Below are 22,909 nucleotides of genomic sequence, written 5' to 3'. Positions count from 1 at the left end.
TCGTTGCATGCTTGAACCGCAATACTCTTCATTCGAAAAATTAACTCGCCTAAACGCTTGCAAAGTTGGGGAGGTGTGCCAAAATAGTTTCTTGTGACGCCCGCTGAGGGTGTCTGCAAAACCGCAAACCTCTCCGGGCACTTCTGAGTCCGGACTTCACAAAAGGAGACCATAATGGATCTTTCTTTCGTTGCTGATCAGCTGGGCAACTTCGCTGACTTCGCTTCCGGCATCAAGAACCTCTTCCAGGGCTTCGCTAAGGCTTTCGACATCATCGCTGGTGCTGCTACCGCTGACTCCGTTGAGGTAACCCCGGACACCTCCAAGCTGGACGCCCTGTCCTCCACGAAGTAATCTTGTGCCCTTCTGAAGGGCGCACTTAATACACACACTTTCAATCCCAAGGAGATTTTAAAATGGAAACCCTGTCTTCCACCGGCATCTTCGGCCTCATCCTGCCGCTTCTCTACGCTCTGGGCGACGCTGCTTCCGGCGCCAAGAAGCTGATCGGCCTGCTCTAAGCAGCACGCTGTTCACGCAGAACTAAGCGTTAACCCCGCTGACCCACTTTGGGCAGCGGGGTTTCTCATTTCTATAACCCTGACCGGCTAGTGCAGCGACGCGGTACGTTTTCGCAAACATGCTCTTAGGATCATGCGCTTTCCGAGCCTTGAATGCGAAAACGTACCGTCGCGTAAGCAGGGCGGGTACGGATCGATCAATTAAGGCCCCAGATCTTCGAGTTTTGGGGGCACTATTTGTGAGAAACGTACATTCTGGGCTGCTGCTGACGCCCGTCTGCCACGACGGGGGTAAATTGGGCGGCGGCAACCAGTTTTATCGCGCCGGATGCCTGTTTCATAGATAGAATTATTGGCATGGCTGACATTAAAGACGACGAACTCCCCGAGATCGACCTTGCGCAGACCGACGGCTACGTCGTCGATGACTCCGATGAAGACGATCCCACGCTCATCATGCCGGATGGCTCGCCGGTTGAGACTTGGCGCGAGAACTACCCATACGAAGAGCGCATGACGCGCGATGAGTACGAGTCCATCAAGCGCTCCCTGCAGATCGAGCTGTTGAAGTGGCAGAACTGGACCAAGGAAACCGGCCAGCGCCACATTATCCTCTTTGAAGGCCGCGATGCCGCAGGCAAGGGCGGCACCATCAAGCGTTTCAATGAGCACCTCAACCCGCGTGGTGCCCGCACCGTAGCGCTGGAGAAGCCGTCCCCGCGCGAATCCACGTCGTGGTACTTCCAGCGCTATATTCAGCACTTCCCGTGCGGTGGTGAAATCGTCTTCTTTGACCGCTCCTGGTACAACCGCTCCGGCGTGGAGCGCGTCATGGGCTTCTGTACGGAATCCCAGCACGCAGAGTTCCTGCGCGAGGTTCCGATGCTGGAGAACATGATTCTCGGCTCCGGCATTTCGCTGACTAAGTTGTGGTTCTCCGTGACCCGCAAGGAGCAGCGCACCCGCTTCGCCATCCGCCAGATCGACCCGGTCCGTCAGTGGAAGCTTTCGCCCATGGACTTGGCCTCTCTGGATAAGTGGGATGATTACACCCGCGCCAAGGAGGAGCAGTTCCGTTACACCGACACTGAAGAGTCTCCGTGGATCACCATCAAGTCCAACGACAAGAAGCGCGCCCGCATTAACGCGATGCGCTACGTGCTCTCCAAGTTTGAGTACACCAACAAGGACCACGAGCTCGTTGACCAGGTGGACGACAAGATCGTCAAGCGTGGTCGCGACCAGATCGGTGACTAGTCACCACGCACGGGCCGCTCATTAGCGGCTCGCGAATTTGCGCCAGGCATAAAGAGAAGAGGCGGCAGGAAATCCTGCCGCCTCCTTTCTTTGCCTACCTAGTGTTTCCAGGGCTCAATCGGGTTGCCCTGCCACTCGGAGTTGCTCGGGACTTGGTCGCCGCGCATGACCAGCGAGCCGGGGCCGACGGTGGCCACGCTGCCGATGACTGAAGCAGGCAGCGCCACCGAATGCGAGCCCAGGGTGGCGCCGGCCTTGATGGTGACGGTATCTAGGCTCATGACGCGGTCCTGGAAGAGGTGCGTTTGCACCACGGTGCCGGGGCCGACAGAAGCGCCTTCGCCCACGAAGCACAAGTCCGTCTCCGGGAACCAATAAGAATCAATCCACGCGCCGCGGCCAATCGTCACGCCCAGCGCGCGCAGGCCCTGGTTGATCTCACCCATGCCATAGGTGTGGGTGAAGAACCACGGGGCGGCGACCGCCTCTACGAAGGTGTCCTGCAGCTCGTTGAGCCACACGAAGGCGGACCACAGCGGGTGGTCGCCGGCGGTCTGCGTGCCCACGCAGATCCACTTGACCGCCACGGTGATCGCCATCGCGATGGCGCCGACCACCATGAGGATGACACCGCCGAGGGCCCAGGCGGCGGCGATGCTGAGGGCGTCGGCAAGCGCGTAAAGCGTCGCCAACGTGCCCGCCAGCAGCATGGCCGAGGTCATCGGCGCCAGCAGGCGCATGGTCTCAATCGCACCACGCGCGGCCTTGACCCCAAAGCCCGGGTTGTAGGTGAGGGACTCGCCCTCCACACCGTCCACGTGGGCCTCCACGCGGCGCATGCGCTCCGGCGGGGAACCCCACCAGTTGGCACCGGACTTGGTCTTCTTCGGCGTCGAGGACAGCACGGCCACCAGCGAGTTCTTGGACAGCTTGCGGCCCGGACCCGTGATTCCGGAGTTGCCCACGAAGGAACGCTTGCCCACCTTGGTCTCACCCGTGAGCATCCAACCGCCGCCGAGCTCATAGCCGCCGATCATGGTGTCATCCGCCAAGAAGGCGCCGTCCTTGACCTCGGTGAGCTTGGGCACCATGACGGCCGTGGAAATCTCCACGTCCTTGCCAATCGTTGCACCCAGCGAACGCAGCCACGCCGGGGTGAGCTGCGAGGCGTAGATGGGGAAGAGCTGCGTGCGGGCCTCGTCCATAAGGCGCTCGATGGCCCACAGGCGCCAGCCCTTGGCGGAGCGCACCGGTGCCACACCGGGCTTGATACCCAGCGAGAGGATGCGCACGCCCAGCCAGGTTTGCAGCATGAAGGTGGCAAACGCCGCCAGGGCACCGAGCGGAGCGAAGAAGATAGAGCCGACGTAAGGGGAACCGTCGGTCACCGCGATGAGGGCAACGACCACGGCAGCGCCCACGGCCAGCGCCACGATGGGCTGGAAGGCCAGCAAGATAGAGGTAGCGCCGTAGATGGCTACCCACCACGGGCGGCGCTTCGGGGCATGCGACGGGAAGCGGTGCTTGGAGCGGCCCACCTTCTTGGCAGGAGAGCCGGACCAACGCTGGCCGTCCTTGATCTTCTTGCGCCCAGTGACGGTGGAGCCAGCCTCGACGTGGGCATCCTTGCCCACGACGGTGCCTGGGAGCAGCGTCGAGCGCGCGCCCACGCGAGCGCCTTCCTTGACCTCAATGGCGCCGACGTGCAGGATATCGCCGTCGAGCCAGTAGCCGGAGAGATCGACCTCGGGCTCAATCGCGGCGTGCTTGCCCAAGGTCAGCAGACCCGTCACAGGCGGCAGCGAGTGCAGGTCCACTCCGCGGCCCATCTTCACTCCCAGCGCGCGGGCATAGTTGTTGACCCACGTAGCGCCCGCGATCGAGCGCGAACCAGAAGCATCCGCCCAGCGCTCCGCTGCCCAAATACGCAGGTGCGTGGAGCCCCCGCGCGGGTACTCGCCGGGCTTAATACCGGCGGTGATCAGCCGCGCGCCGAAACCACCGCTGGGGATGCGGCCGATGGGGGTGACAAAGATGACGAGGAGAAGGATGACCAGCCACCACGGGGTGGTCATGGCCCACTCCACACCCAGCAGGTTCGCCAGGTTTGAGCCCAGCAGCAGCCAGGCCAGCCACGTCGTGGCGGCCAGCGTCATGATGGGCAGCTGGATGAGTGTTTGCGCGATGCGCGTGCCAGCGCCGACGGGCTTGACCTCGCGGGCAGGCCCGGCGTCTTCGACGGACTCGGCACCAGCAAGCTGCTCCGCCAGGGATCCTAGGCGCGGGTGGTCGTACAGATCGCGCACGGCCACGGTGGGGAAGCGCTCGCGGATGCGGCCGACCAAGGTCGCCGCGGCCAGCGAGGTGCCGCCGAGGGAGAAGAAGTCTGCGTTGACGTCCTCGACGGACACCCCCAGGGTGTCCACCCACAGCTCCGCCAGCCACTGCTCGGTGGGGTTGAGGCCGTCTGCCTCCACGCCCACTCCCGGCAGCGGCCACGGCAGGGCCTTCTTATCCACCTTGCCGGAGGTGCGAATCGGCAGCTCATCCATGACGCAGATGCGCGGGACGAGCGCTGCCGGCATGGTCTCCGCTAGGCGGGCGTGTGCCGCTTCGTGGTCGAACCCGGCATCCGGGTCATCCAGGGAGACGTAGCCGACGAGCACGGACTCTCCGCCCGGCGTCTTCTGCACGGCCACGGCGGAGTTATACACGTTCGGCAAGGCGGCGACGTTGGCCTCCACCTCACCGAGCTCGATGCGGCGGCCACCAATCTTGACCTGGTCATCGACGCGGCCCACAAAATACAGGCCGTCCTCTTCCAGGCGCACGTGGTCGCCGGTGCGGTAGGCGCGCTCCCAACCCAGGGACTCCAGCGGCGCGTATTTCTCCGCATCCTTCACCGGGTCCAGGTAGGCGGCCAGGCCCACACCACCGATGACGAGCTCGCCCACCTCACCGATGTTCACGGGGACGCCGTGCTTGTCGACGACCACCAGATCCCAACCCTTCAGCGGCAACCCAATCGATACGGGCCTGCCTGGCAGCAGGCGCTGCGCGCAGGCCACGACGGTGGCCTCGGTGGGGCCGTAGGTATTCCACATCTCGCGGTCCTCGGTGGCCAGGCGGTCCGTGAGCTCCTGGGAGCAGGCTTCGCCGCCGACGATGAGGAGGCGGATGTTGTCCAGGGCCTCGGCGGGCCAGAGGCCGGCCAAGGTGGGCACGGTGGAGACCACCGTGATGTCGCGGCGGATGAGCCAGGGGCCTAAGTCCATGCCGGAGCGCACCAGGGAGCGCGGGGCCGGGACCAGGCAGGCGCCGTGGCCCCAGGCCAGCCACATTTCCTCGCAGGAGGCGTCGAAGGCCACGGACAGGCCGGCTAGGACGCGGTCGTCCGGGCCGAGGGGGCCGTGCGGGCTATCCGCCAAAAAGAGGGCAGCTTCGGCGTCCACGAAGGCGGCCGCGGAACGGTGGCTCACGGCCACGCCTTTGGGCTTGCCCGTCGATCCGGAGGTGAAGATGATCCACGCGGTGTCTTCGGGGCGTGGCTCGTCGAAAAGCGCGCCGTCTCCACCGCCCTTGTCATCGGACGTGCGCCGCGCCTCGCGCAGCATGCGGAAGCCCTCATCGGTGAAGACACCGTCGATGTCGGCTTCGCCGAAGACCATCTCGGCGCGCTCATCGGGGTCGTCGGCGTCGACCGGCACGTAGGCCGCGCCGGCGGCGAGTGTGGCCAGGATGGCCAGGTAGAGCTCGCGCTTGCCGGAGGTCATGCGGATGCCGATGCGGTCGCCGCGGCGCACACCGCTGGCGTGGAGCTCGGTGGCCCATGCGGAGACGTCGGCAAGCAGCTCGGCGTAGGTGAGGATCTCACCGTCGTCGAGGGCCGCGGCCTCGGGGGAGTGCCCAGCGGCGGTCTTAACGATGTCCCACAAGGTGCGCGCGGGGGCGGCCTCGTCGCCGAGGAGGTAGTGCTCGGGGACCTCGGGCATCGCCGGGGTCTCGGGCTCATCGGTGCGGAGGGCGTGGCGGCCCCCGGTACTAGGAAGGTTTTCGGGCTCTGTCATTTAAGCATCACCGCTTTCGGTATCAGCGGGTGCGTCCGCCGCGATGATGGCGGCGGCCAGCTTGCGCAGATGCTTGAGCTGCTTGTTGGTGGATTCGTCGAGGGCTTCGTCCTCGGCCTTCGACACCAGGACGGCAAGCTCCTTGTGGGCTTTCACGCCCTTCTTGGTGGAGGCAATGATTTGGCGGCGGCGATCTTTGGCATCGCGCTCGCGCTTAACCCAGTTGCGGGACTCCAGGGAATCGAGCAGGCGCACCATGTCGGAGGCGTCGATGGCCAAGGTCTCCGACAGTGCGGACTGGGAGGACGCGGTCTCCGCAACGAGGCAGGTGAGCACCCAGTACTCGCGCAGGGTGGTTTGCTGCGTTTGCAGCGCGGCCTCGACGCCTTCGCGGGTGCGGCGGCGGAGGCGCTCCAGCTGGAAGGAGGGGGACTCCAAGAGCGCGGTCGGAATGGATACAGAATTCAATGAAGGCATGCCGACGATACTACGCGCCTAAGGTGGCAAACTTAAATCATGGGTTGTGGCCCATTAGTTTCAGGCTGAGGCTAGCTTCTGCACGATGAGTGTGTTGAGAGAAACGCCTTCCCGTTCTGCTTCGATGGTTAGGTCTCGGTGAAGTGACTGAGGTATGCGGAGGTTGAACTTCCCCGAAAAGCTTCGCTGCCCGAATGGTTCCGGGATGCGTTCATTGTTGCGTTGCATATCTTCTAGAGTTTCTTCGACGACGCTGCGCAACTCGGCTTCTGCGGTGGCCGCGGTTGTGTCCAGCCATGACAGGGAAGGGAACTCTAGGACTGTGGCAACGAATTCTCCATCTTCTTCGGACCACGCGGTTTGGTAGGTGTATTTGTCTGCGAGGTTCATGATCTGCTCCTAGAAATGGAAGTCACACACAAGTTGCAGCTCTGAGAAGCGGACGTTTGTCCGTGAGGTCCGCATCTTTGTGAGGATCTTTTCTATCTTGGAAACCACACCTGTATGGTACCGCAAATGGTACCACTAGTGGTTTGGGTAAACCATAGGGCAGCCTTGTGCTTTCCAACCATCCGTGCCGCCCTCGACGTTGATGACGTCCCAGCCCTTTGCCTGCTCGAGGTACTGGCAGACCTGCATGCTGCGCCCGCCTGCATGGCAGATGACGTAGATATCGCGGTCCGGGTCAATCTCGTCGAGACGCTCGACTAGGTCTCCCATCGGGATGTGCGTGGCGCCCTGGGCGTGCTCGGTGTTCCACTCGTGGTCCTCGCGGACGTCGATGAGCTGGGCGTTCTCGGGTACTTCGGTGGGTTGTACGTTCTGCATGCGCACCAGCTTACGCGGGCGCGGTTGTGAGGCTGGTGGGGCACCGTAGCGTGAGCAGCACTTTCGGCCCCGGCGCGCCCTTATGCCACACTTATTCAGGTGATGAACTCCAGCGCTGTCGCGCTTATCCCCGGAGACCCCACGGGTCGCTTCTTTGGTTCTCGAGTGCTCGTGGTGGATAATTTTGACTCCTTCACCTTCAACATCGTGGACTACCTGGTGCGATTAGGTGCTGAGGTGACGGTCACCCCTAACACCGAGCCCGTGCCGCTGACTGGCTACCACGCGGTGGTTCTCTCACCGGGGCCGGGAACCCCTGAGCGTGCAGCGGACATTGGCTTTTGTGCTGAGGTGTTGAAACGTGCTGCGGTGCCGGTGCTGGGGGTGTGTCTGGGCTTCCAGGCGATGGCCCAGCACCTCGGCGCGCGGATCGTGTTGGCGCCGAAACCTGTACACGGGCTGGTAAGCAGCATCCACTGCGCCGAGGACCCGCTCTATGCCGGGATTCCTTCCTGCCACGACGTGGTGCGCTATCACTCCCTAGTGGTGGATGAGCTGCCAGCCGGTATGAAGGCGCTTGCTCATACAGCAGAAGGCCTCATCATGGCCGGGTGTAGTGAAGAACGTCGCTGGTGGGGTGTGCAGTACCACCCGGAATCGATCTGCAGCGACCATGGCCTCCGGCTGTTCGAGAACTTCCTCGCTATCGCTTGTCCCGAAGCAAACGAGGTGGCATCTCCTGACGTCAAAGTCGACACCCCCTCAGTTGCGCCCCTGCCACCACTGCACGTGGAGGAGCGCCTACTCGCCATCGATCCCCTCGACGTCTTCGATGTCCTAGGCGGCAAAGGGGCGCTGCTAGAGTTCGAGGGCACTTCGATCATTGCACCGTTGGGAGAAATGGTGGGAATGGAAGCACTAGCGGAGCCCCCTCGCTTTTCCCGCCCCGCGGGGTGCCTCGGCGTTCCAGGTGTGTTCGGCTATCTGGGTTACGAGGCCCTCGGCGGCTTGCCCACACACCACCCTCATGGTCTCTTCCGCGCGCCAGGCGTGGTGGCCATCCGTGGGCAGAGAGTGCAGCTGATTTGCCAGGAATCCGCGGCCTCCTGGCTGGCACAGACCTGGCGGCTCCTCGAAGGACTCGCCGGCAACCCTGTTCAGCAAAGGCGTTTCGACACCAGTGCGATTGGCCCGCTGATCTGCCGCGATACCGCCGCCAGCTATAAGGAGAAGATCCGCCGCGCCCAAGAGCTCATCAGTGCGGGTGAGACCTACGAAGTCTGCCTCACTACCAGTCTCGAGGCGGCAGCCGATCTCGATCCGCTGGCCCTCTACCAGCGCCTTCGGCAGCAGGTGCCCGCGCCGATGCGTTCGTTGTTGGTGCTCCCTGAGCTCGCAGTGGCTAGCGCCTCCCCGGAACGCTTCCTTAAAGTGTCTGGCGGCGTCGTCTGCTCGGAGCCGATCAAAGGCACCCGCCCACGTGGCCACAACCCCACCGCCGATGAACAGCTGCGGGCGGACCTGGCCAGTAACCCGAAGGATCACGCGGAAAACCTCATGATCGTTGACCTAGTGCGCAACGATCTCACCCGTGTGGGGATTCCAGGCACCGTGCATGCCGAAGAACTCTTCGCGGTTCGCAGCTTTGCCACCGTGCACCAGTTGGTCTCCACCGTTTCTGCTCGGTTGTGCCCGGATGCCTCGCTTATCGACGTCCTCCGCTCCACCTTTCCCGGTGGCTCTATGACCGGTGCGCCGAAAGTCCGCACCATGGAGATCATCCGTGAGCTCGAGGCCGCGCCGCGTGGGGTGTACTCCGGTGCGATCGGCTATCTCGGTTGCGATGGCAGCGCTGATTTCGCTATGACTATCCGCAGCATCGTCCTGCATTCCGGGAGACTGCATTATGGCGTTGGTGGAGCGGTGCTGGCTCTTTCGGACCCGGATGCCGAGTGGCAGGAGATCGTGGATAAGTCCGCCCCGCTCCTCAAACTTTGCGGGCAGGCCTTCCCCGGGGAGCACTGCTACCGCTTCGAAGCGGGCGAGCTGCTTCCCGTCCCATCGCTTCCCGAGCCCGTGCTGATCGACTCCTTCCGTCTTGAAGAGGGCCAGGTGCGCGGCTTTGAGCTACACTGCGAGCGCTTTACCGCGGGTGCAGAGGCCTTGGGGATGGACTCCCCTCGATCCTTCCTCCACGCAGTCCAGGAACACCTGCCCGCTCGGGGGCGGTGGTTCCCGCGTCTGGAGGCCGGCCCCAGCGGCTTCGCACTCCGCCTGCGCCCCCTTCCCGAACAGCGGAAAACTACCCGCTTGCACAGCGCCACGGCAACAGTGGAATATCCGCATGTCAAGGGGCCGAATCTGGTGCTGTTCTCAGAGCTTCGTGAGCAGGACGATACCTTGCTCATCTCCGACGAGGGCGTGGTCTGCGAAACCACCACCGCAGCGCTCATCGCCTGGGATGGCGACACGATGCTCACGATGGACGCGCCTCGGCTGCGTTCGGTCACTGAGTCTCTGCTGGTTGCTGCGGTGGGAGAAGAGGGGAGCGTCGAAAAGCGCAAGCTCGGTCTGTCCGATCTTGCCGGCCTAGAGTTGTGGACCCTCAACGCCTTGCACGGGATTACCCCGGTGGTGCAGCTCGACGGGAAGCCGCAGCCGGCACCCGACGCCGCACGCCTTGAGCACTGGCGCAGCGTGCTAGATAGTATGTGCGCTACAATTCCGCGAACCCAATGAGCACGATCCCGCTCTATCTCAACGCCTCATAGCAGCATTCGATGCTCGCCTTGGGCTTTAGCGGTGCGCTGAGAGGTACTCCAGAATGGCTTTCACGCGGCGGTTGTCCTCGCTGGGGTCGAGACGCAGCTTGGTGAAGATGTTGGAGACGTGCTTGGCCACCGCAGCGGAAGACAAGACGAGATCAGTGGCGATGTCCTTGTTGGACTTGCCGCGGGACATCAACTCGAGGACCTCGCGCTCGCGCGGGGTGAGCTCGCCCAGGCCGCTGCGCCCAGAGCTCATGAGGGCCTGCGCCACGGTGGGGTCGATGACGGTGCCGCCCTGGGCCACCACGTCCAAGCTGGAGAGGAAGTCCCGCACCTCGGAGACGCGGTCCTTCAGAAGGTAGCCGGTGCCGGCATCGGGGGAGTCGAAGAGTTCCACCGCATATGCGGGGGCCACATACTGGGAGAGCACCATGACGGGTAAGCCCGGATATGCATTTCTCAAGTTCACGGCGGCTTTCAAGCCATCATCGCCCATACCTGGCGGCATGCGCACGTCCGTGATGACGATGTCCGGAAGCTCATCGCGCAGCTTATCCACCACGGCCTCCAAAGCTGGAGCAGAATCCGCCTGGCCCACAATTGAATGCCCGCGGCGCTCCAGAAGGCCAGCTAAACCTTCGCGCAAAATGGCGGAGTCATCCGCCACGACGATTCTCAAACTCATTTCTTAAACTCCTGACTGTCCGCGATCGAGAAGAAGTGGAATCGAGCATGCCAGCCTCGTGGGCCCGCCCGGGGGAGAGCTCAGCGTCATCTCCCCGCCAAAGGCGGCGAGGCGCTCGGCCATCCCCGCCAAGCCGTGACCTTGTACAACCTGCGCGCCACCCGGGCCCTCATCCACCACGGTGATGCGCAGCGAATCATCCGCGATCACTAAAACAGACACCGGCGCGCCGGGCGCGTGCTTGGCCGCGTTGGTCAAAGCCTCCGTGCCGAAGAAGTAGCCGCAGGCCAGCACGGAGGCGGAAAGCTTGGGCAAAGGATGCGGGGCGAAGACGCTGACGTGGGGGCCGTGGGAGGAGGAGACGTCGGCAAGCGCGGCGACCAAACCGTGATCCTGCAGGACTTGCGGGTGGATGCCGTGCACCGTGGCGCGCAGGGAGTGCAGGCCGCGGTCCACGTCCTGCTTGGCAGCGGTGAGAAGCTCGGCGAGGTCAGAGGGGGCGTCGAGAAGAGCCTCCCCCAACTTCATGCTCGCGGCCACGAGGTATTGCTGCGCGCCGTCGTGCAAGTCGCGCTCGATGCGGGCGCGCTCCACCTCATAGGCATCCGCGATGGCGCGGCGCGAGGCCGTGAGTTGCGCAATTTTCTGCGCCTGCTGTTGCTCATGGTTGGTGGGCTGGGGTTTTCTTCGGAACACAGGCCCAGCATAGTGGCCCGCCCCTGCGGCAGGGGTAGTGCTGGCACTACCTTAAAGAGCAACGCTAGGACTGTTCTTTATGAGGGCCCGAGACGGTGAAATGAGAGACATGGCACAGACACTTTCCCTGACAGACATCACCAAGGATTTCGGCGGCGGCCCGGTGCTCGCCGGAATCTCCCTCGACATTGAACCGGGTGAGCTCGTGGCGGTCATGGGGCCGTCTGGTTCCGGCAAGTCCACGCTGTTGCACTGCATGTCCGGCGTGCTGACCCCCACGCACGGCAGCGTGCGCTACGGGGATGACGAGCTCTCCGCGCTTGGCGACGGCCCCCGCTCCCGCCTCCGCCTGCGCAACTTCGGCTTCGTCTTCCAGGACGGCCAGTTGCTGCCGGAGCTGAGCAACGTGGACAACGTAGCGCTGCCCGCGATGCTCAACGGGGTCTCGCGCGGTGCTGCGCGCAAGCGCGCGATGCAGCTGCTGGACCAGCTGGGATTGGGCGGTTTGGCGGAGCGTCGCCCGGCGCAGGTCTCCGGTGGACAGGCGCAGCGCGTGACTATCGCGCGTGCGCTGGTGGCTTCTCCGGGCGTGGTTTTCGCCGACGAGCCCACCGGTGCACTGGACCAGTCCACGGGCCACGAGGTCATGCAGATGCTGACCACCATCGTGCGCCAGTCCGGTGCCAGCCTGGTCATGGTCACGCACGACCCGAAGGTGGCCGACTGGATGCAGCGCCGCGTGGAGATTCGCGATGGCATCATCCACGACGACCGCCGCCTCGAGGTGATCCGATGAACACCGCGACTTTAGTCTTTGACCTGCAGCGCGAATCGATTCGCGCGCGCTCCGGAACAGGAATCGTCTCGCTTCTGGCCATTGTGAGCCTGACCATTGGTTCCGCCATTGCCTTCCTCGTCGCGGGTGGCACCTGGATGTTTTGGGAGCGCGCCCAGCACGTCGAGGAAGCCGCGCCCGCGCTCAAAGAGGCCTTCGGTAACGAGATGACGGCCTTTCTTTATCCTTGGTTTGCCCTGGCCCTGCTGGCCTGCGCCTTCATTCTTCCGGCGCTGTTTAACCTCACAGCCCAAGCCGCCGTCCTCGGCGCCTCCGGCCGGGAGCAGCGCCTGGCCACCCTGCGCCTTCTGGGGTTGAGCTCCCGCCAGGTGGAGCGCATGGCCATCGTGGAGACCGGCCTGCAAGCCATCATCGGCATCGTGCTGGGCGGGCTGATCAGCCTGCTCATCGCGCCGGTCTTTACGCAGGTGGACTTCCAGATGCGTTCTATTGCTGTATCCGAGATTCTCCTCCCGTGGTGGGGTTATCTGGCCGTGGCCGGTGTGCTCTTTGTGTTGGCCATCGGTGCGGCACTCGTCGGCATGCAGCGCGTGCGCGTGAGCCCCCTGGGTGTGGCCAAGCGCCAGATGCCCGCGGCCTATCGCTGGTGGCGCGTCATCGTCTTCCTCATCATCGCGGGTATCGGTGGTGTGTTGCTCTCCGGGAAGGCGGGACCGCCGACCGCCATGGTCATCGTGGTCATGTTTGGCATGGTGATGAGCATCAACCTCATTTCCCCTTTTATCTTGCAGCTCGGCGCACACATCATGTCTCTCTTTCCTGGCACCGCGCACTTCGTGGCCTGCCAGCGAGTGGCGGGCAATGCGCGCCCGGCGTGGAAGCGGAGTGCGGCCATCGCGTTCTTCGGCTACTTGGCGGGCTTCCTCGTTGCGGCGCCCCTAGGCTCTGATGCCTTGGCCATGGTTCTCAAAGAGGACCCGGGGATGAACGTGGTGTTTAAGGACATCTCCACCGGCGTCTTATTAACCCTCATCTTCGGCTTCACGCTGACCACCATGTCCATCATTCTGGGGCAGGTCTCCGGCATCTTCGAAGACAAGGAACTCATCCGCTCTCTGGATCTCATGGGTGTGCCGCGCGGTTTCCAGTTCCGCTCCGGTGCCCTGACCATCATGGGGCCTGTGGTGGGATTGAGCTTCTTCGGCTTCCTTTTCGGCGGTGGGATCGCCTCACTGATGTTCTTCTCCAGTGTCGAGCAAAGCGATGTCGACGTTCTTGGCCGTCTGCTCATGGCCTTCGGTTTCTTGGCCATAGGCTGGCTGGTCACGCTGCTTGCCATTGTCCTTGTTGAACCCCTGCGCGGCTACGTGCTGCGGACTGGAGGTCGAAAAGAATGAAAACGGTACTGAAAATCTTCGGCGGACTCTTTCTCGTTGCTCTTGTTGCTGTGGCCGCGGCCGTGTATTTCTTTGGCCCCTCCTATGGCGGGGCGCTGCTGGGCAAGCCCTACTTCCTCTTCAATGCCAGCGAGAAGCGCATTAACACCGCGATGGTGGATACTGCAGCGATCTCCGGAATCTATGGCGAGAGCGAAGAATTCCAGCGCGCCCGTGAGGCCTTCAAGGAGGACCCCACGAACGCTGAGCTCCTCGATGCCGCCATCAACGCTGCCGGTGGCAAGCACTCCAAAGTCTTTAGCACCGAAAAGGAAAAGGCCGCCGAAAGCGCTGAGCCTTCGGTTGACTTCAACGATGGCGTCTTGCGCGCTACCGTGCCCTCCATCGGCCGCCACGATGACGGCCAAGCCTACGCCGACACTTTGGCCCACGGTCTGACCTCTCACCCGGAGGCCTGTGCCGCCGTGGTGGATCTGCGCGGCAATGACGGCGGGGACATGGGCCCGATGTACGCGGGCTTAAGCCCCCTTCTGCCGGATGGCACCGCCCTCTCCTTCGTCAGCCGAATGACTACTTCTGACGTGGTCATCGACGGTAATTCCGTTACCGGCGGTGGCACGCCCACCACCACGTCGGGCGGCAAGCTGAACATTCCCGTCGCCGTGCTCACCGACGACGAGACCGCCTCCTCCGCCGAAGCCACCCTCCTGGCCTTCCGCGGGCTGGACAACACACGGACCTTTGGCAAGCCGACCGCCGGCTACGCCTCCGCCAACGTGGTCCTGGACTATCCGGACGGCCGCTCGCTCATGCTCACCACGGCCAAGGACAAGGCGCGCACGGGCGAGGAGTTCGCCGAGGATCCCATCGCTCCCGATGCACCCGAATCCGAGCTCGACGGATGGCTTGCTTCCCGCTGCAGTTAGTTAGCTGCAGTGTTAGTAAGCCGCAGCGTTAGCCAGCCCGGTTCGTTGTCGGCACGTTGCTGCTGTTCAGCCGCAACGCTAGCCTGCCCAACGCTCGCGCTCCCACCGCCAGTAGTGGTGCCACTTCCAGGGCGGGGCGACGAACTCGCCCCGCCCTTTGATAACTGCGAGGACCTGGTGAACAGCGACGTCAAGGTGGTGCTCAATCGTGGCGGCGGTGAAGTGGAGGGGCCGATAGCCGCGCTGGACGGCGTCGTTCAGCTTTTGGCGGTCGATTTCGAAACGTTGTCGGTTCTCGCCTTTGTGATAGGCGTAGCCGTCCACCTCGATGGCCACCTTGTGCTCCTCGAGCACCAAGTCCCAGCGGTAGGGCCCAATCCGCACGTTGTTGCGGACTTTGGCGTGGGGCTCAAGGCCCCGGGTGAGGTCGCGCTCCGGCTTGCTATCCGCCCCGACGATGGCCTTTTCCAACACCTCACGCGTGTGCTTGGGCAGGCGGCGAAAGTCCAGCTGTTCGGTCTCGATGCGCGAGCGCCCGTGCGGCCCGGCGAAGAAGGCCTCGATGAAGGCCACGGCATCCTCCTGCGCCATCGCCTCAATACATTGCAGCGGGCTGCAGACGTTCACCCCGTTCATGCTGCCCAGCGCCTTAGGCCGTGCCCGCCGGCTGCGAAAATACGTGCTCGATGCCATCGTTCCTGCGCGCAGAAAATAAAGTGGGTAGGTCAGCTCTTGGCCAAGATATTGCTGAGCTGCGGAATAGCCGTCCAAGGCTGAGTCCGGCCAACGCCGTGAGACGACTTCAGCGAGCTCGCGCGGCGTTGGCACCGCAGATAAGTACAGACCGCGACAAATCTTGATTGCTCGGCCGTTAGCAGCGCGGCGAGTCCCCGCGCGTCCCTCGAAAATCTCCATGTGCCCCCGATGAGTACGGTTCTAACAATTAAGCCCCCAGAAACCGCTGTTTTCGGCCCCCTATTTGATCGAATCGTACGTCACGAATGAGGAGTTGTCGCGGTGACAAAGAAAAAGGACGTTTCGATCAACTAAGGCCTCTCAAACCCTTGGTTTTGGGCCCCTATTTGATCGAAACGTCCCTCAACGTGCGGACCGTGGCGGCTTACTTGAAGCGAGCCTTAGCCTCTTCGAGGATCTTCTCTGCCTCAGCCTTGTCTCCCCAGCCGGAGCCGGTAACTTCCTTGTTCGGCTCCAGGTCCTTGTAGCGGGTGAAGAAGTGCTCGATCTCGTCCTTGATGTGCTGCTGTACATCGTTGATGTCCTGGTAGCGCTCCCAGCGCGGGTCATCGACGACGGCGAGCAGCTTGTCGTCGCCACCGGCCTCGTCGGTCATCTTGAACACGCCGAGGACGCGAGCCTCAACGACAACGCCCGGGAAGACCGGCTCCGGGAGGATGACCAGCGCGTCCAACGGGTCACCGTCCTCACCCAGGGTGTGGTCGATGAAGCCGTAGTCAGCCGGGTAGGCCATCGGGGTGAACAGGTAGCGGTCGAGGTGGACCTTGCCGGTCTCGTGATCGATCTCGTACTTGTTGCGGGAGCCCTTTGGGATCTCGATGGTTACTTCAACGCTCACGGCTGAATCCTCCATAACTAATAGGTTGGCATGTGCTCCGCTTAGTCTACCGCGCTAGTCTAAAGGGCGATGAAAGCTAAGCATGTCTGGTGGAGTACTGCGGCCCTCGTCACGGCGGGAGCCGTGGCGGCGACGGCCGCCTTGGGCGTAGAAATCCAGCGCACCTACGATCACCTGGACCACGGCCAGCCCTATAAACAGGAAGAACCCACAACACTGGTCCAGCCCGTCGAGCCCGGTGATATCGACGCCGCCGCGCTCAAAGCCAGGTTGGATGAGCTAGGCAAGGACAAGGCTCTAGCCACTTTCGGCGGGCAGATCATCGACACCACCACCCAGGACGTGCTGTGGGAGCGCGAGCCCGCAAAGCCGCTGACCCCGGCCTCCGCCACCAAGGTCCTCACCCTCGCCGCGGCTACGCTCAAGCTCGACGAAGAAGAGCGCCTGACCACCGAAGTGGTCGCAGGTGAGCACGAGGGCGAGATCGTTATCAAGGCCGCCGGCGATGTCTGGCTGACGGACGAGCGCCTCGATGAGCTGGCGGAACAGATTCAGCAGAAGATGGATACCGTCACGCGGGTCTCCATCGACACGTCCATCTGGGCCGGGCCCGACCAGGCACCGGGCTGGGATGATGACAATATTGACGGCGGTTTCGTCGCCCCCATCCAGCCGGCCATGCTCTACGGTGGGCGCATTGGGGAGAAGACCGGCGACGTTCCGCGCTCCCACGAGCCGGCCCTCGACGTCGCCCGCGCGTTGGCCTCCCGCCTGGGAACCGACAAGGCGGACACGAGCTCAGCGCCCGAGAACACCGAGGTCATCGCAGCTACAGAATCTGAGCCGTTGGCTTTGCGCGCCCAGGAAGCGGTGAAGGATTCCGATAACGTCATGGCGGAGGCCATCGCCCGCGAGCTGGCCGTCAGCCAGGGCGCGGAAGCAAGTTTCGAGGGCGCCACGAAAACCATGCTCGACGTGCTTAAAGACCACGGCATCGACATCAGCGGCATCACCCTCAAAGACGGTTCCGGCCTGTCCCGCGATAACCGCATCCCTGCCGACGGACTCGCCCACATCATGGACCAGGCCGTAGCCACCGAGGAGCTGCGCCCGCTGTTGGGCTACCTGCCCCTCGCCGGCGGTGAGGGCACGCTCTACCAGCGCTACCCCGATTCGCCGGCCCGCGGGTACGTTCGCGCCAAAACCGGCACCCTCACGGGAACCTCCGCGCTGACCGGCACCGCCCAGGGCCAGTCGGGTCGCGTGTACGCCTTCGCCTTCTTAGTCAACGACGGCGAAGTCACCTCCGCCCGCCAAGCCCAAGATGCTCTCGCCGCTGCCCTCCATGACTTCTAAGAAACCTTTTTGGCCGCGCAGAAGCCCCAACTTTTTGGCGTGCCGCGTCGCCGCCCGCGCCGTGGTCGGTGAGCAGCCACGCGCCATCGCCGTGGGCTTGTCCGGCGGGGCCGATTCCTTGGCGCTGACCGCCGCTCTCGTGGCCGAAGGACACGAGGTGACAGCGCTCTGCGTCGACCACGGCTTACAGGAAGGCTCGGCCGCGCAGGCGCGCCGGGCTGCCGAGCAGGCCCACGCCTTGGGAGCGGGGGCGGAGGTGTTGCGGGTGGACGTCGGCAAGCAAGGCTCCGTGGAGGCCGAAGCCCGCGCCGCCCGGTATCGTGCCTTCGCGCCCTGGGAAGAGGTGGCGGTGGCGCATACCGCCGATGACCAGGCCGAAACCCTGCTGCTGGGTGCCCTGCGGGGGAAGGTCGCGGGCATGCGCGAGCGCTCCGATGTCGAGGGCGTGCGCGTTGTGCGCCCCCTACTGAGCGTGCGCCGCGCCCAGACCGAGGCCGCCTGCGCGGAGCTGGGGCTGGAGGTCTGGCAGGACCCCCAGAACCAGGACCGAGCCTTCCGCCGCGTGGCCCTGCGCCGCGAGATCCTCCCGCGGCTGCAGGAGATCGTGGGCGGTGACCCCGTCCCGGCCTTAGCCCAGGCAGCCCACGACGCCGCGCTTGACGACGTCCTCCTCAGCACCCACCCCACCACCGACTGCGCCGAGCTGGCCGTTCTCCCAGAACCGAAGCGCCGCCGGGCGATCGCCGCGTGGCTGCGCGTGGAAGGAGTGGAGGTTACGCGCGAGGCAGTGCGCGGCATCGATGCCCTGTGCACGCAGTGGCATGGCCAAGGCCCCGTCGCCGTCCGTGGGGAAAAGAAAGGTACAAGGTTGGAAGTCGCACGCGTTGGTGGCAAACTGTCACTATTGCCTCGGTCAGCAAAGGAGCGCTCACGTGCACGATAACCATGATTTAGCCGTCCCCGCCCATCCTTATGGAGAGGACATCAAAAACGTTCTCATCACCGAAGACGATCTTCAGGCGCGCATCCAGGAGATGGCGGATCGCGTGTCCGAGAAATACAGCAATGCCGACGATGACCTCATCTTGGTCTGCGTGCTCAAGGGCGCGGTCTTCTTCCTGACGGATTTCGCCCGCAAGCTGGCTATCCCGTCCCAGCTGGAGTTCATGGCGGTCTCCTCTTACGGCAACTCGGCCTCCTCCTCGGGGGTTGTGCGCATTCTGAAGGACTTGGACCGCGATATCGAGGGCCGCGATGTGGTCATCGTGGAGGACATCATTGATTCCGGCCTGACTTTGTCGTGGCTTATCCGTAACCTGCAGGGCCGCCAGCCACGATCCCTTGAAGTGGTCACCCTGTTGCGCAAGCCAGAGGTGGTTAAGGCAGAGCTTGACCTGTTCGATGTAGGCTTCGATATCCCCAACGAGTTTGTCGTGGGGTATGGCCTGGATTTTGCCGAGCGCTACCGTGACCTGCCCTATGTAGGTACGCTGCATCCGGCGGTCTACAGCAACGATTAATCTTTATTCTTGTCCGGCGCTTTAAGCCGCAATTGTGCAAGGTAGTTAATGAAAAACAAGAACATCATCCGCTACGGCTCCATCGCGGGCCTGGTTCTCATCCTGCTGTACGCATTCACGTTCTTTACCAACGATGCCCGCAGCTTCAAGCAGGTGGACACTTCGGTGGCCATGGAGCAGCTGACCTCCAAGAACGTCGAGGAAGCGCAGATCGACGACCGCGAGCAGCAACTGCGCCTCAAGCTCAAGAAGCCGGTGACGGTGGAAGAGCAGGAGGGCATCGAGGAGGTCATTGCCAAGTACCCGGCACGCGCCTCCGAGCAGGTCTTTAACGCGGTCAAGGACTCCGGTGCTGAGAAGTACCAAACGAAGGTCACGCAGGATTCCTTCATCGGCTCGATGATTAGCTTCCTGTTGCCGATGCTGCTGCTCTTCGCGCTGTTGTTCTGGATGATGTCGCGCATGCAGCAGGGCGCTGGCGGCATGTTTGGCATTGGCGGCTCCAAGGCCAAGGAGCTGACCAAGGATATGCCGACCAACACCTTCGCGGATGTGGCCGGTGCGGACGAGGCCGTGGATGAGCTGCAGGAAATCAAGGACTTCCTCGATGATCCGGAGCGCTACCACGCCCTCGGCGCGAAGATCCCGCGCGGCGTACTTCTCTACGGCCCGCCGGGCACCGGTAAGACCTTGCTGGCCCGTGCCGTGGCGGGCGAGGCCGGTGTGCCCTTCTACTCCATTTCTGGCTCCGACTTCGTGGAGATGTTCGTCGGCGTCGGTGCCTCCCGCGTGCGCGACCTGTTCAAGCAGGCGAAGGAAAATAGCCCGTGCATCATCTTCGTTGATGAGATTGATGCCGTGGGCCGCCAGCGCGGCTCCGGTACCGGCGGTGGACACGATGAGCGCGAGCAGACCCTCAACCAGCTGCTCGTGGAGATGGACGGCTTCGGTGACCGCGAGGGTGTTATCCTCATCGCGGCCACCAACCGTCCCGACATCCTGGACCCGGCGCTGCTGCGCCCGGGCCGCTTCGACCGCCAAATCCCGGTCACCAACCCGGACCTGGCCGGCCGCGAGCAGATTCTGCGCGTGCATGCCAAGGACAAGCCGCTGGCCAAGGAAGTCGACGTGGCTCAGTTGGCCAAGCGCACCGCCGGCATGTCCGGCGCGGACCTGGCCAACGTGCTCAACGAGGCCGCCCTGCTCACCGCCCGCATCGGCGGCAACGTCATTACCTATGATGCGCTGGAAGAGGCTACCGACCGCGTCGTCGGCGGCCCGCGCCGCCAGGGCAAGATCATTTCCGAGCATGAAAAGAAGGTCACCGCCTACCACGAGGGCGGTCATACCTTGGCCGCCTGGGCGCTCAAGGACATTGAGCGCGTCTACAAGGTCACCATCCTGGCCCGCGGCCGCACCGGCGGCCACGCCATGACCGCGCAGGAAGATGACAAGGGCATGTATACCCGCGATGAGCTCTTCGCGCGCCTCGTCTTCGCCATGGGTGGCCGTGCCGCTGAGGAGCTGGTCTTCGGCGCACCGACCACCGGTGCTTCCTCCGATATCGAGCACGCCACCAAGATTGCGCGGTCCATGCTTACTGAGTACGGCTTCTCGCCGGATCTAGGCACCGTCAAGTACGGCAAGGAGCAGGGCGATCCCTTCAGCCAGATGGGTGGCGGCGGGACCATCGACTACTCCGATGCCATTGCCGCCAAGATTGATGAGCAGATGGCTTACCTCTTGGACCGCGCGCACCAGCAGGCCTATGACATCCTGTCCGAGCACCGCGACTACCTGGATAAGCTCGCCGAGATGCTCCTGGAGAAGGAAACCCTGCGCCGCCCGGACCTCGAGGGCATCTTCGAGGGCATCGAGCCGCGCGAGGCTTTCGACGTTTTCCCGAACGAGGACGCTCGCTTCCCGCGCCAGGCCGGCCGCGAGCCGGTAAAGACCCCGGTCGAGCTTGCCCAGGAGCGCGGCGAGGAGCTGCCGAAGCGCATGACGCTTCTCGACGCCTCCCGTGCCGCCCGCGAGCGCCGCCACGCGGAGCTCGAACGCGCGAAGGAAAACGGTGACGAGGCCGCCGCCGCGACATCGGAGGCATCGGTCGAGGAGATTGGCTTCAGCTTCGGCCAGCACGCGGGTGACTACGTGGATCCGGAGAAGGGCAATACCTTCTTCGGCGAGTCCGATATCACCGAGCCCACCGGTCGCGAGCTCAGCGCAGACGAAGCGGTCAGCGATGGGGCGCAGGAAGAAACTGTTGCCCCAGAACAGGCTGGCCCCAGCCACGAGGACACCCAAGAGATTCCGCGTGTGCCGGATGCCGCCGCATCGCAGCCAGAATCCCAGCCCCAACCAGAACACCAGCCGCAGCCACGCGAACCGGAACGCCGCGGCCGCCACGCCAAGCCGGAGGAGCACGCCTGGGGCGCTCCCGGCTGGGGAGAACATGAACACCGCAACAACCCGTACAAGGATGGCGACACCAATGAGCGATAACATCCCGGCGCAGCGCGACTTCGACCACGAGCGCGCCGAAGCAGCCATCCGCGAGCTGCTCATCGCAGTGGGCGAGGACCCCGACCGCGAGGGCCTGCGCGAGACCCCGGCCCGCGTGGCCCGCGCCTATGCCGAGGTCTTCGCAGGTCTCCACCAGGACCCGACTGAGGTCCTGCACAAGACCTTTGCCGAGGAGCACCAAGAGCTCGTCCTCGTGCGCGATATCCCCATCTATTCCACCTGCGAGCACCACCTCGTGCCCTTCTACGGCACGGCGCACATCGGCTATATCCCTGGCTCCGACGGCCACGTCACCGGCCTGTCCAAGCTGGCTCGCCTGGCGGACATGTACGCAAAGCGCCCGCAGGTCCAGGAGCGCCTCACCAGCCAGATCGCCGATGCGCTGGTGGAGGTCCTCCACGCGCAGTCCGTCATCGTCGTCATCGAGTGCGAGCACCTGTGCATGGCCATGCGCGGTATCCGCAAGCCGGGGGCGACCACGACGACATCCGCGGTGCGCGGCGGATTCAAGAAGAATGCGGCCTCCCGCGCGGAGGTCATGAGCCTGATTAGGAGCTAGCAGCAATGGCAGTCAGTGATCTCACCGTTCCCGGCCGCACGCTGGTCATGGGCATCGTCAATGTCACCGAGGACTCCTTCTCCGACGGCGGGCGCTGGATCAACATCGACGATGCACTTACCCACGCCCGCCACCTTGTCGCCTGCGGCGCGGACATGATCGATGTCGGCGGTGAGTCCACCCGCCCGGGTGCGGTGCGCGTGGCTGCCGAGGAGGAAGAACGCCGCGTCGTGCCCGTCATCAAGGCGCTGCGCGAGGAGGGGATTAAGACCTCGGTGGACACGATGCGGGCCTCGGTTGCTCAAGCCGCTGCGGAGGCCGGCGTGGACATGATCAATGACGTCTCCGGTGGTGCGGCCGACCCGGACATGTACCGCACCATGGCCGAAACCGGCCTGCCGGTCTGCCTCATGCACTGGCGCACCGTCCAGTTCGGCTCGGCCGCCGGTGTGGCCGACCATGGCGGGGATGTGGTGCGCGATGTCCACGAGTCCCTGGCGAAGCTCGCTGATAACGCCCTGCAGGCCGGTGTTAGCCACGACAATATCGTCGTGGATCCGGGCCTGGGTTTTGCCAAGTCCCCGCAGGATAACTGGGCTTTGCTCAAGGCTCTGCCGGAGTTCCTCCAGGGCGAGGTCCCGCTGTTGGTGGGCGCGTCCCGCAAGCGCTTCCTCGCCGCCATCCGGGAAGATCGCGGCGCCGAGTCCAGCCCGCTGCTCGCGGACCCGGCCACCGCGGCCGTCACCGCCATCTCTGCGCAGATGGGTGCGTGGGGCGTGCGCGTGCACGAGGTGGAAGTCTCGCGCGATGCCGTGGATGTCGCCGCGGCCTGGAACGCGGGCGCGGCCTACACCGGCGGCGCGCATGCCTCCGGCAGCTACGCCAACGGCGCGGACGGCGGAACAGTGGTGTCCACTTCTTTGGGAAAGGCATAAA

General features: G+C 63.9%; 20 protein-coding genes. 12 read left to right on the top strand and 8 right to left on the bottom strand.

Annotated features, from left to right (window positions below; translation table 11 throughout):
* The first annotated feature begins 174 nt into the window (after positions 1-174).
* Together HWX44_RS05845 and ppk2 are read left to right on the top strand one after the other, a co-directional pair.
* Entirely contained in the window at positions 175-354 is a 180-nt protein-coding gene (locus HWX44_RS05845; protein ID WP_046647186.1) for a PorH family porin, read from the top strand.
* A 524-nt stretch (positions 355-878) separates the two neighbouring features.
* Positions 879-1,778, top strand: coding sequence for a polyphosphate kinase 2 (gene ppk2 / locus HWX44_RS05840; protein ID WP_046647187.1), 900 nt, complete (start codon positions 879-881; stop codon positions 1,776-1,778).
* Positions 1,779-1,876: 98 nt separating this feature from the next.
* Here ppk2 and HWX44_RS05835 read toward each other — a convergent pair whose 3' ends face one another.
* From HWX44_RS05835 to HWX44_RS05820, 4 genes are all read right to left on the bottom strand, one after another.
* On the bottom strand, positions 1,877-5,845 hold the full coding sequence (locus HWX44_RS05835) for a Pls/PosA family non-ribosomal peptide synthetase (RefSeq protein ID WP_444843286.1): 3,969 nt from the start codon (positions 5,843-5,845) through the stop codon (positions 1,877-1,879).
* A complete protein-coding gene (locus HWX44_RS05830; protein ID WP_046647188.1) occupies positions 5,846-6,322 on the bottom strand; it encodes a MarR family winged helix-turn-helix transcriptional regulator in 477 nt (158 codons plus the stop codon).
* Between the two features lie 60 nt (positions 6,323-6,382).
* A complete protein-coding gene (locus HWX44_RS05825; RefSeq protein WP_010188794.1) occupies positions 6,383-6,712 on the bottom strand; it encodes a type II toxin-antitoxin system HicB family antitoxin in 330 nt (109 codons plus the stop codon).
* Between the two features lie 135 nt (positions 6,713-6,847).
* On the bottom strand, positions 6,848-7,150 hold the full coding sequence (locus tag HWX44_RS05820; RefSeq protein WP_010188796.1) for a rhodanese-like domain-containing protein: 303 nt from the start codon (positions 7,148-7,150) through the stop codon (positions 6,848-6,850).
* A gap of 102 nt (positions 7,151-7,252) precedes the next feature.
* Here HWX44_RS05820 and pabB point away from each other — a divergent pair, with 102 nt between their 5' ends.
* The gene (pabB, locus tag HWX44_RS05815) at positions 7,253-9,889 is read left to right on the top strand and encodes an aminodeoxychorismate synthase component I (protein ID WP_254868136.1); all 2,637 of its coding nucleotides are present in this window, start codon (positions 7,253-7,255) and stop codon (positions 9,887-9,889) included.
* Positions 9,890-9,946: 57 nt separating this feature from the next.
* Here the strand turns inward: pabB and HWX44_RS05810 are convergent, their stop codons facing one another.
* Together HWX44_RS05810 and HWX44_RS05805 are read right to left on the bottom strand one after the other, a co-directional pair.
* Complete coding sequence (locus tag HWX44_RS05810) at positions 9,947-10,603, bottom strand: LuxR C-terminal-related transcriptional regulator (RefSeq protein WP_070511133.1); 657 nt, start codon at positions 10,601-10,603, stop codon at positions 9,947-9,949.
* Positions 10,604-10,606: 3 nt separating this feature from the next.
* Positions 10,607-11,299, bottom strand: coding sequence for a sensor histidine kinase (locus tag HWX44_RS05805; protein ID WP_049154704.1), 693 nt, complete (start codon positions 11,297-11,299; stop codon positions 10,607-10,609).
* A 109-nt stretch (positions 11,300-11,408) separates the two neighbouring features.
* Between HWX44_RS05805 and HWX44_RS05800 the strand changes: the two genes are divergently transcribed.
* Genes HWX44_RS05800 through HWX44_RS05790 form a run of 3 tightly spaced genes read left to right on the top strand, consistent with a single transcriptional unit; the run spans position 11,409 to position 14,418 of the window.
* Positions 11,409-12,095 carry an ABC transporter ATP-binding protein gene (locus HWX44_RS05800; protein ID WP_049154705.1) on the top strand — a complete coding sequence of 229 codons (687 nt, stop codon included), beginning with the start codon at positions 11,409-11,411 and terminating at the stop codon, positions 12,093-12,095.
* Entirely contained in the window at positions 12,092-13,492 is a 1,401-nt protein-coding gene (locus HWX44_RS05795; protein ID WP_175973640.1) for an FtsX-like permease family protein, read from the top strand. The genes HWX44_RS05800 and HWX44_RS05795 overlap by 4 nt, the downstream gene beginning before the upstream one ends.
* On the top strand, positions 13,489-14,418 hold the full coding sequence (locus HWX44_RS05790) for a S41 family peptidase (protein ID WP_175973638.1): 930 nt from the start codon (positions 13,489-13,491) through the stop codon (positions 14,416-14,418). The genes HWX44_RS05795 and HWX44_RS05790 overlap by 4 nt, the downstream gene beginning before the upstream one ends.
* Positions 14,419-14,496: 78 nt before the next feature.
* Here the strand turns inward: HWX44_RS05790 and HWX44_RS05785 are convergent, their stop codons facing one another.
* Entirely contained in the window at positions 14,497-15,054 is a 558-nt protein-coding gene (locus HWX44_RS05785; RefSeq protein ID WP_232745242.1) for an endonuclease domain-containing protein, read from the bottom strand.
* A 484-nt stretch (positions 15,055-15,538) separates the two neighbouring features.
* Positions 15,539-16,012 (bottom strand): inorganic diphosphatase, encoded by a 474-nt coding sequence (locus HWX44_RS05780; RefSeq protein ID WP_175973636.1) that lies wholly within the window; start codon positions 16,010-16,012, stop codon positions 15,539-15,541.
* A gap of 69 nt (positions 16,013-16,081) precedes the next feature.
* Here HWX44_RS05780 and dacB point away from each other — a divergent pair, with 69 nt between their 5' ends.
* The 6 genes from dacB to folP are packed head-to-tail and all read left to right on the top strand — an operon-like array spanning position 16,082 to position 22,908.
* Positions 16,082-17,368, top strand: a complete 1,287-nt coding sequence (gene dacB, locus HWX44_RS05775; protein ID WP_175973634.1) for a D-alanyl-D-alanine carboxypeptidase/D-alanyl-D-alanine endopeptidase — start codon at positions 16,082-16,084, stop codon at positions 17,366-17,368.
* Positions 17,358-18,311, top strand: a complete 954-nt coding sequence (tilS, locus tag HWX44_RS05770; protein ID WP_175973632.1) for a tRNA lysidine(34) synthetase TilS — start codon at positions 17,358-17,360, stop codon at positions 18,309-18,311. Before dacB ends, tilS begins: the two co-directional genes overlap by 11 nt.
* Entirely contained in the window at positions 18,301-18,888 is a 588-nt protein-coding gene (hpt, locus tag HWX44_RS05765) for a hypoxanthine phosphoribosyltransferase (protein ID WP_175973630.1), read from the top strand. Before tilS ends, hpt begins: the two co-directional genes overlap by 11 nt.
* A gap of 48 nt (positions 18,889-18,936) precedes the next feature.
* Positions 18,937-21,393 (top strand): ATP-dependent zinc metalloprotease FtsH, encoded by a 2,457-nt coding sequence (ftsH, locus tag HWX44_RS05760; RefSeq protein WP_070511120.1) that lies wholly within the window; start codon positions 18,937-18,939, stop codon positions 21,391-21,393.
* Positions 21,383-21,973: a GTP cyclohydrolase I FolE gene (gene folE / locus HWX44_RS05755; RefSeq protein WP_046647199.1), complete on the top strand. Its 591-nt coding sequence runs from the start codon at positions 21,383-21,385 to the stop codon at positions 21,971-21,973. Before ftsH ends, folE begins: the two co-directional genes overlap by 11 nt.
* A 5-nt stretch (positions 21,974-21,978) precedes the next feature.
* Positions 21,979-22,908, top strand: coding sequence for a dihydropteroate synthase (folP, locus tag HWX44_RS05750; RefSeq protein ID WP_175973627.1), 930 nt, complete (start codon positions 21,979-21,981; stop codon positions 22,906-22,908).
* Position 22,909 lies beyond the last annotated feature (1 nt).

The organism is Corynebacterium sp. Marseille-Q2823, from assembly GCF_903645345.1.
Classification (GTDB): domain Bacteria; phylum Actinomycetota; class Actinomycetes; order Mycobacteriales; family Mycobacteriaceae; genus Corynebacterium; species Corynebacterium hiratae.
This window is presented reverse-complemented; position numbering and strand designations above follow the sequence as displayed.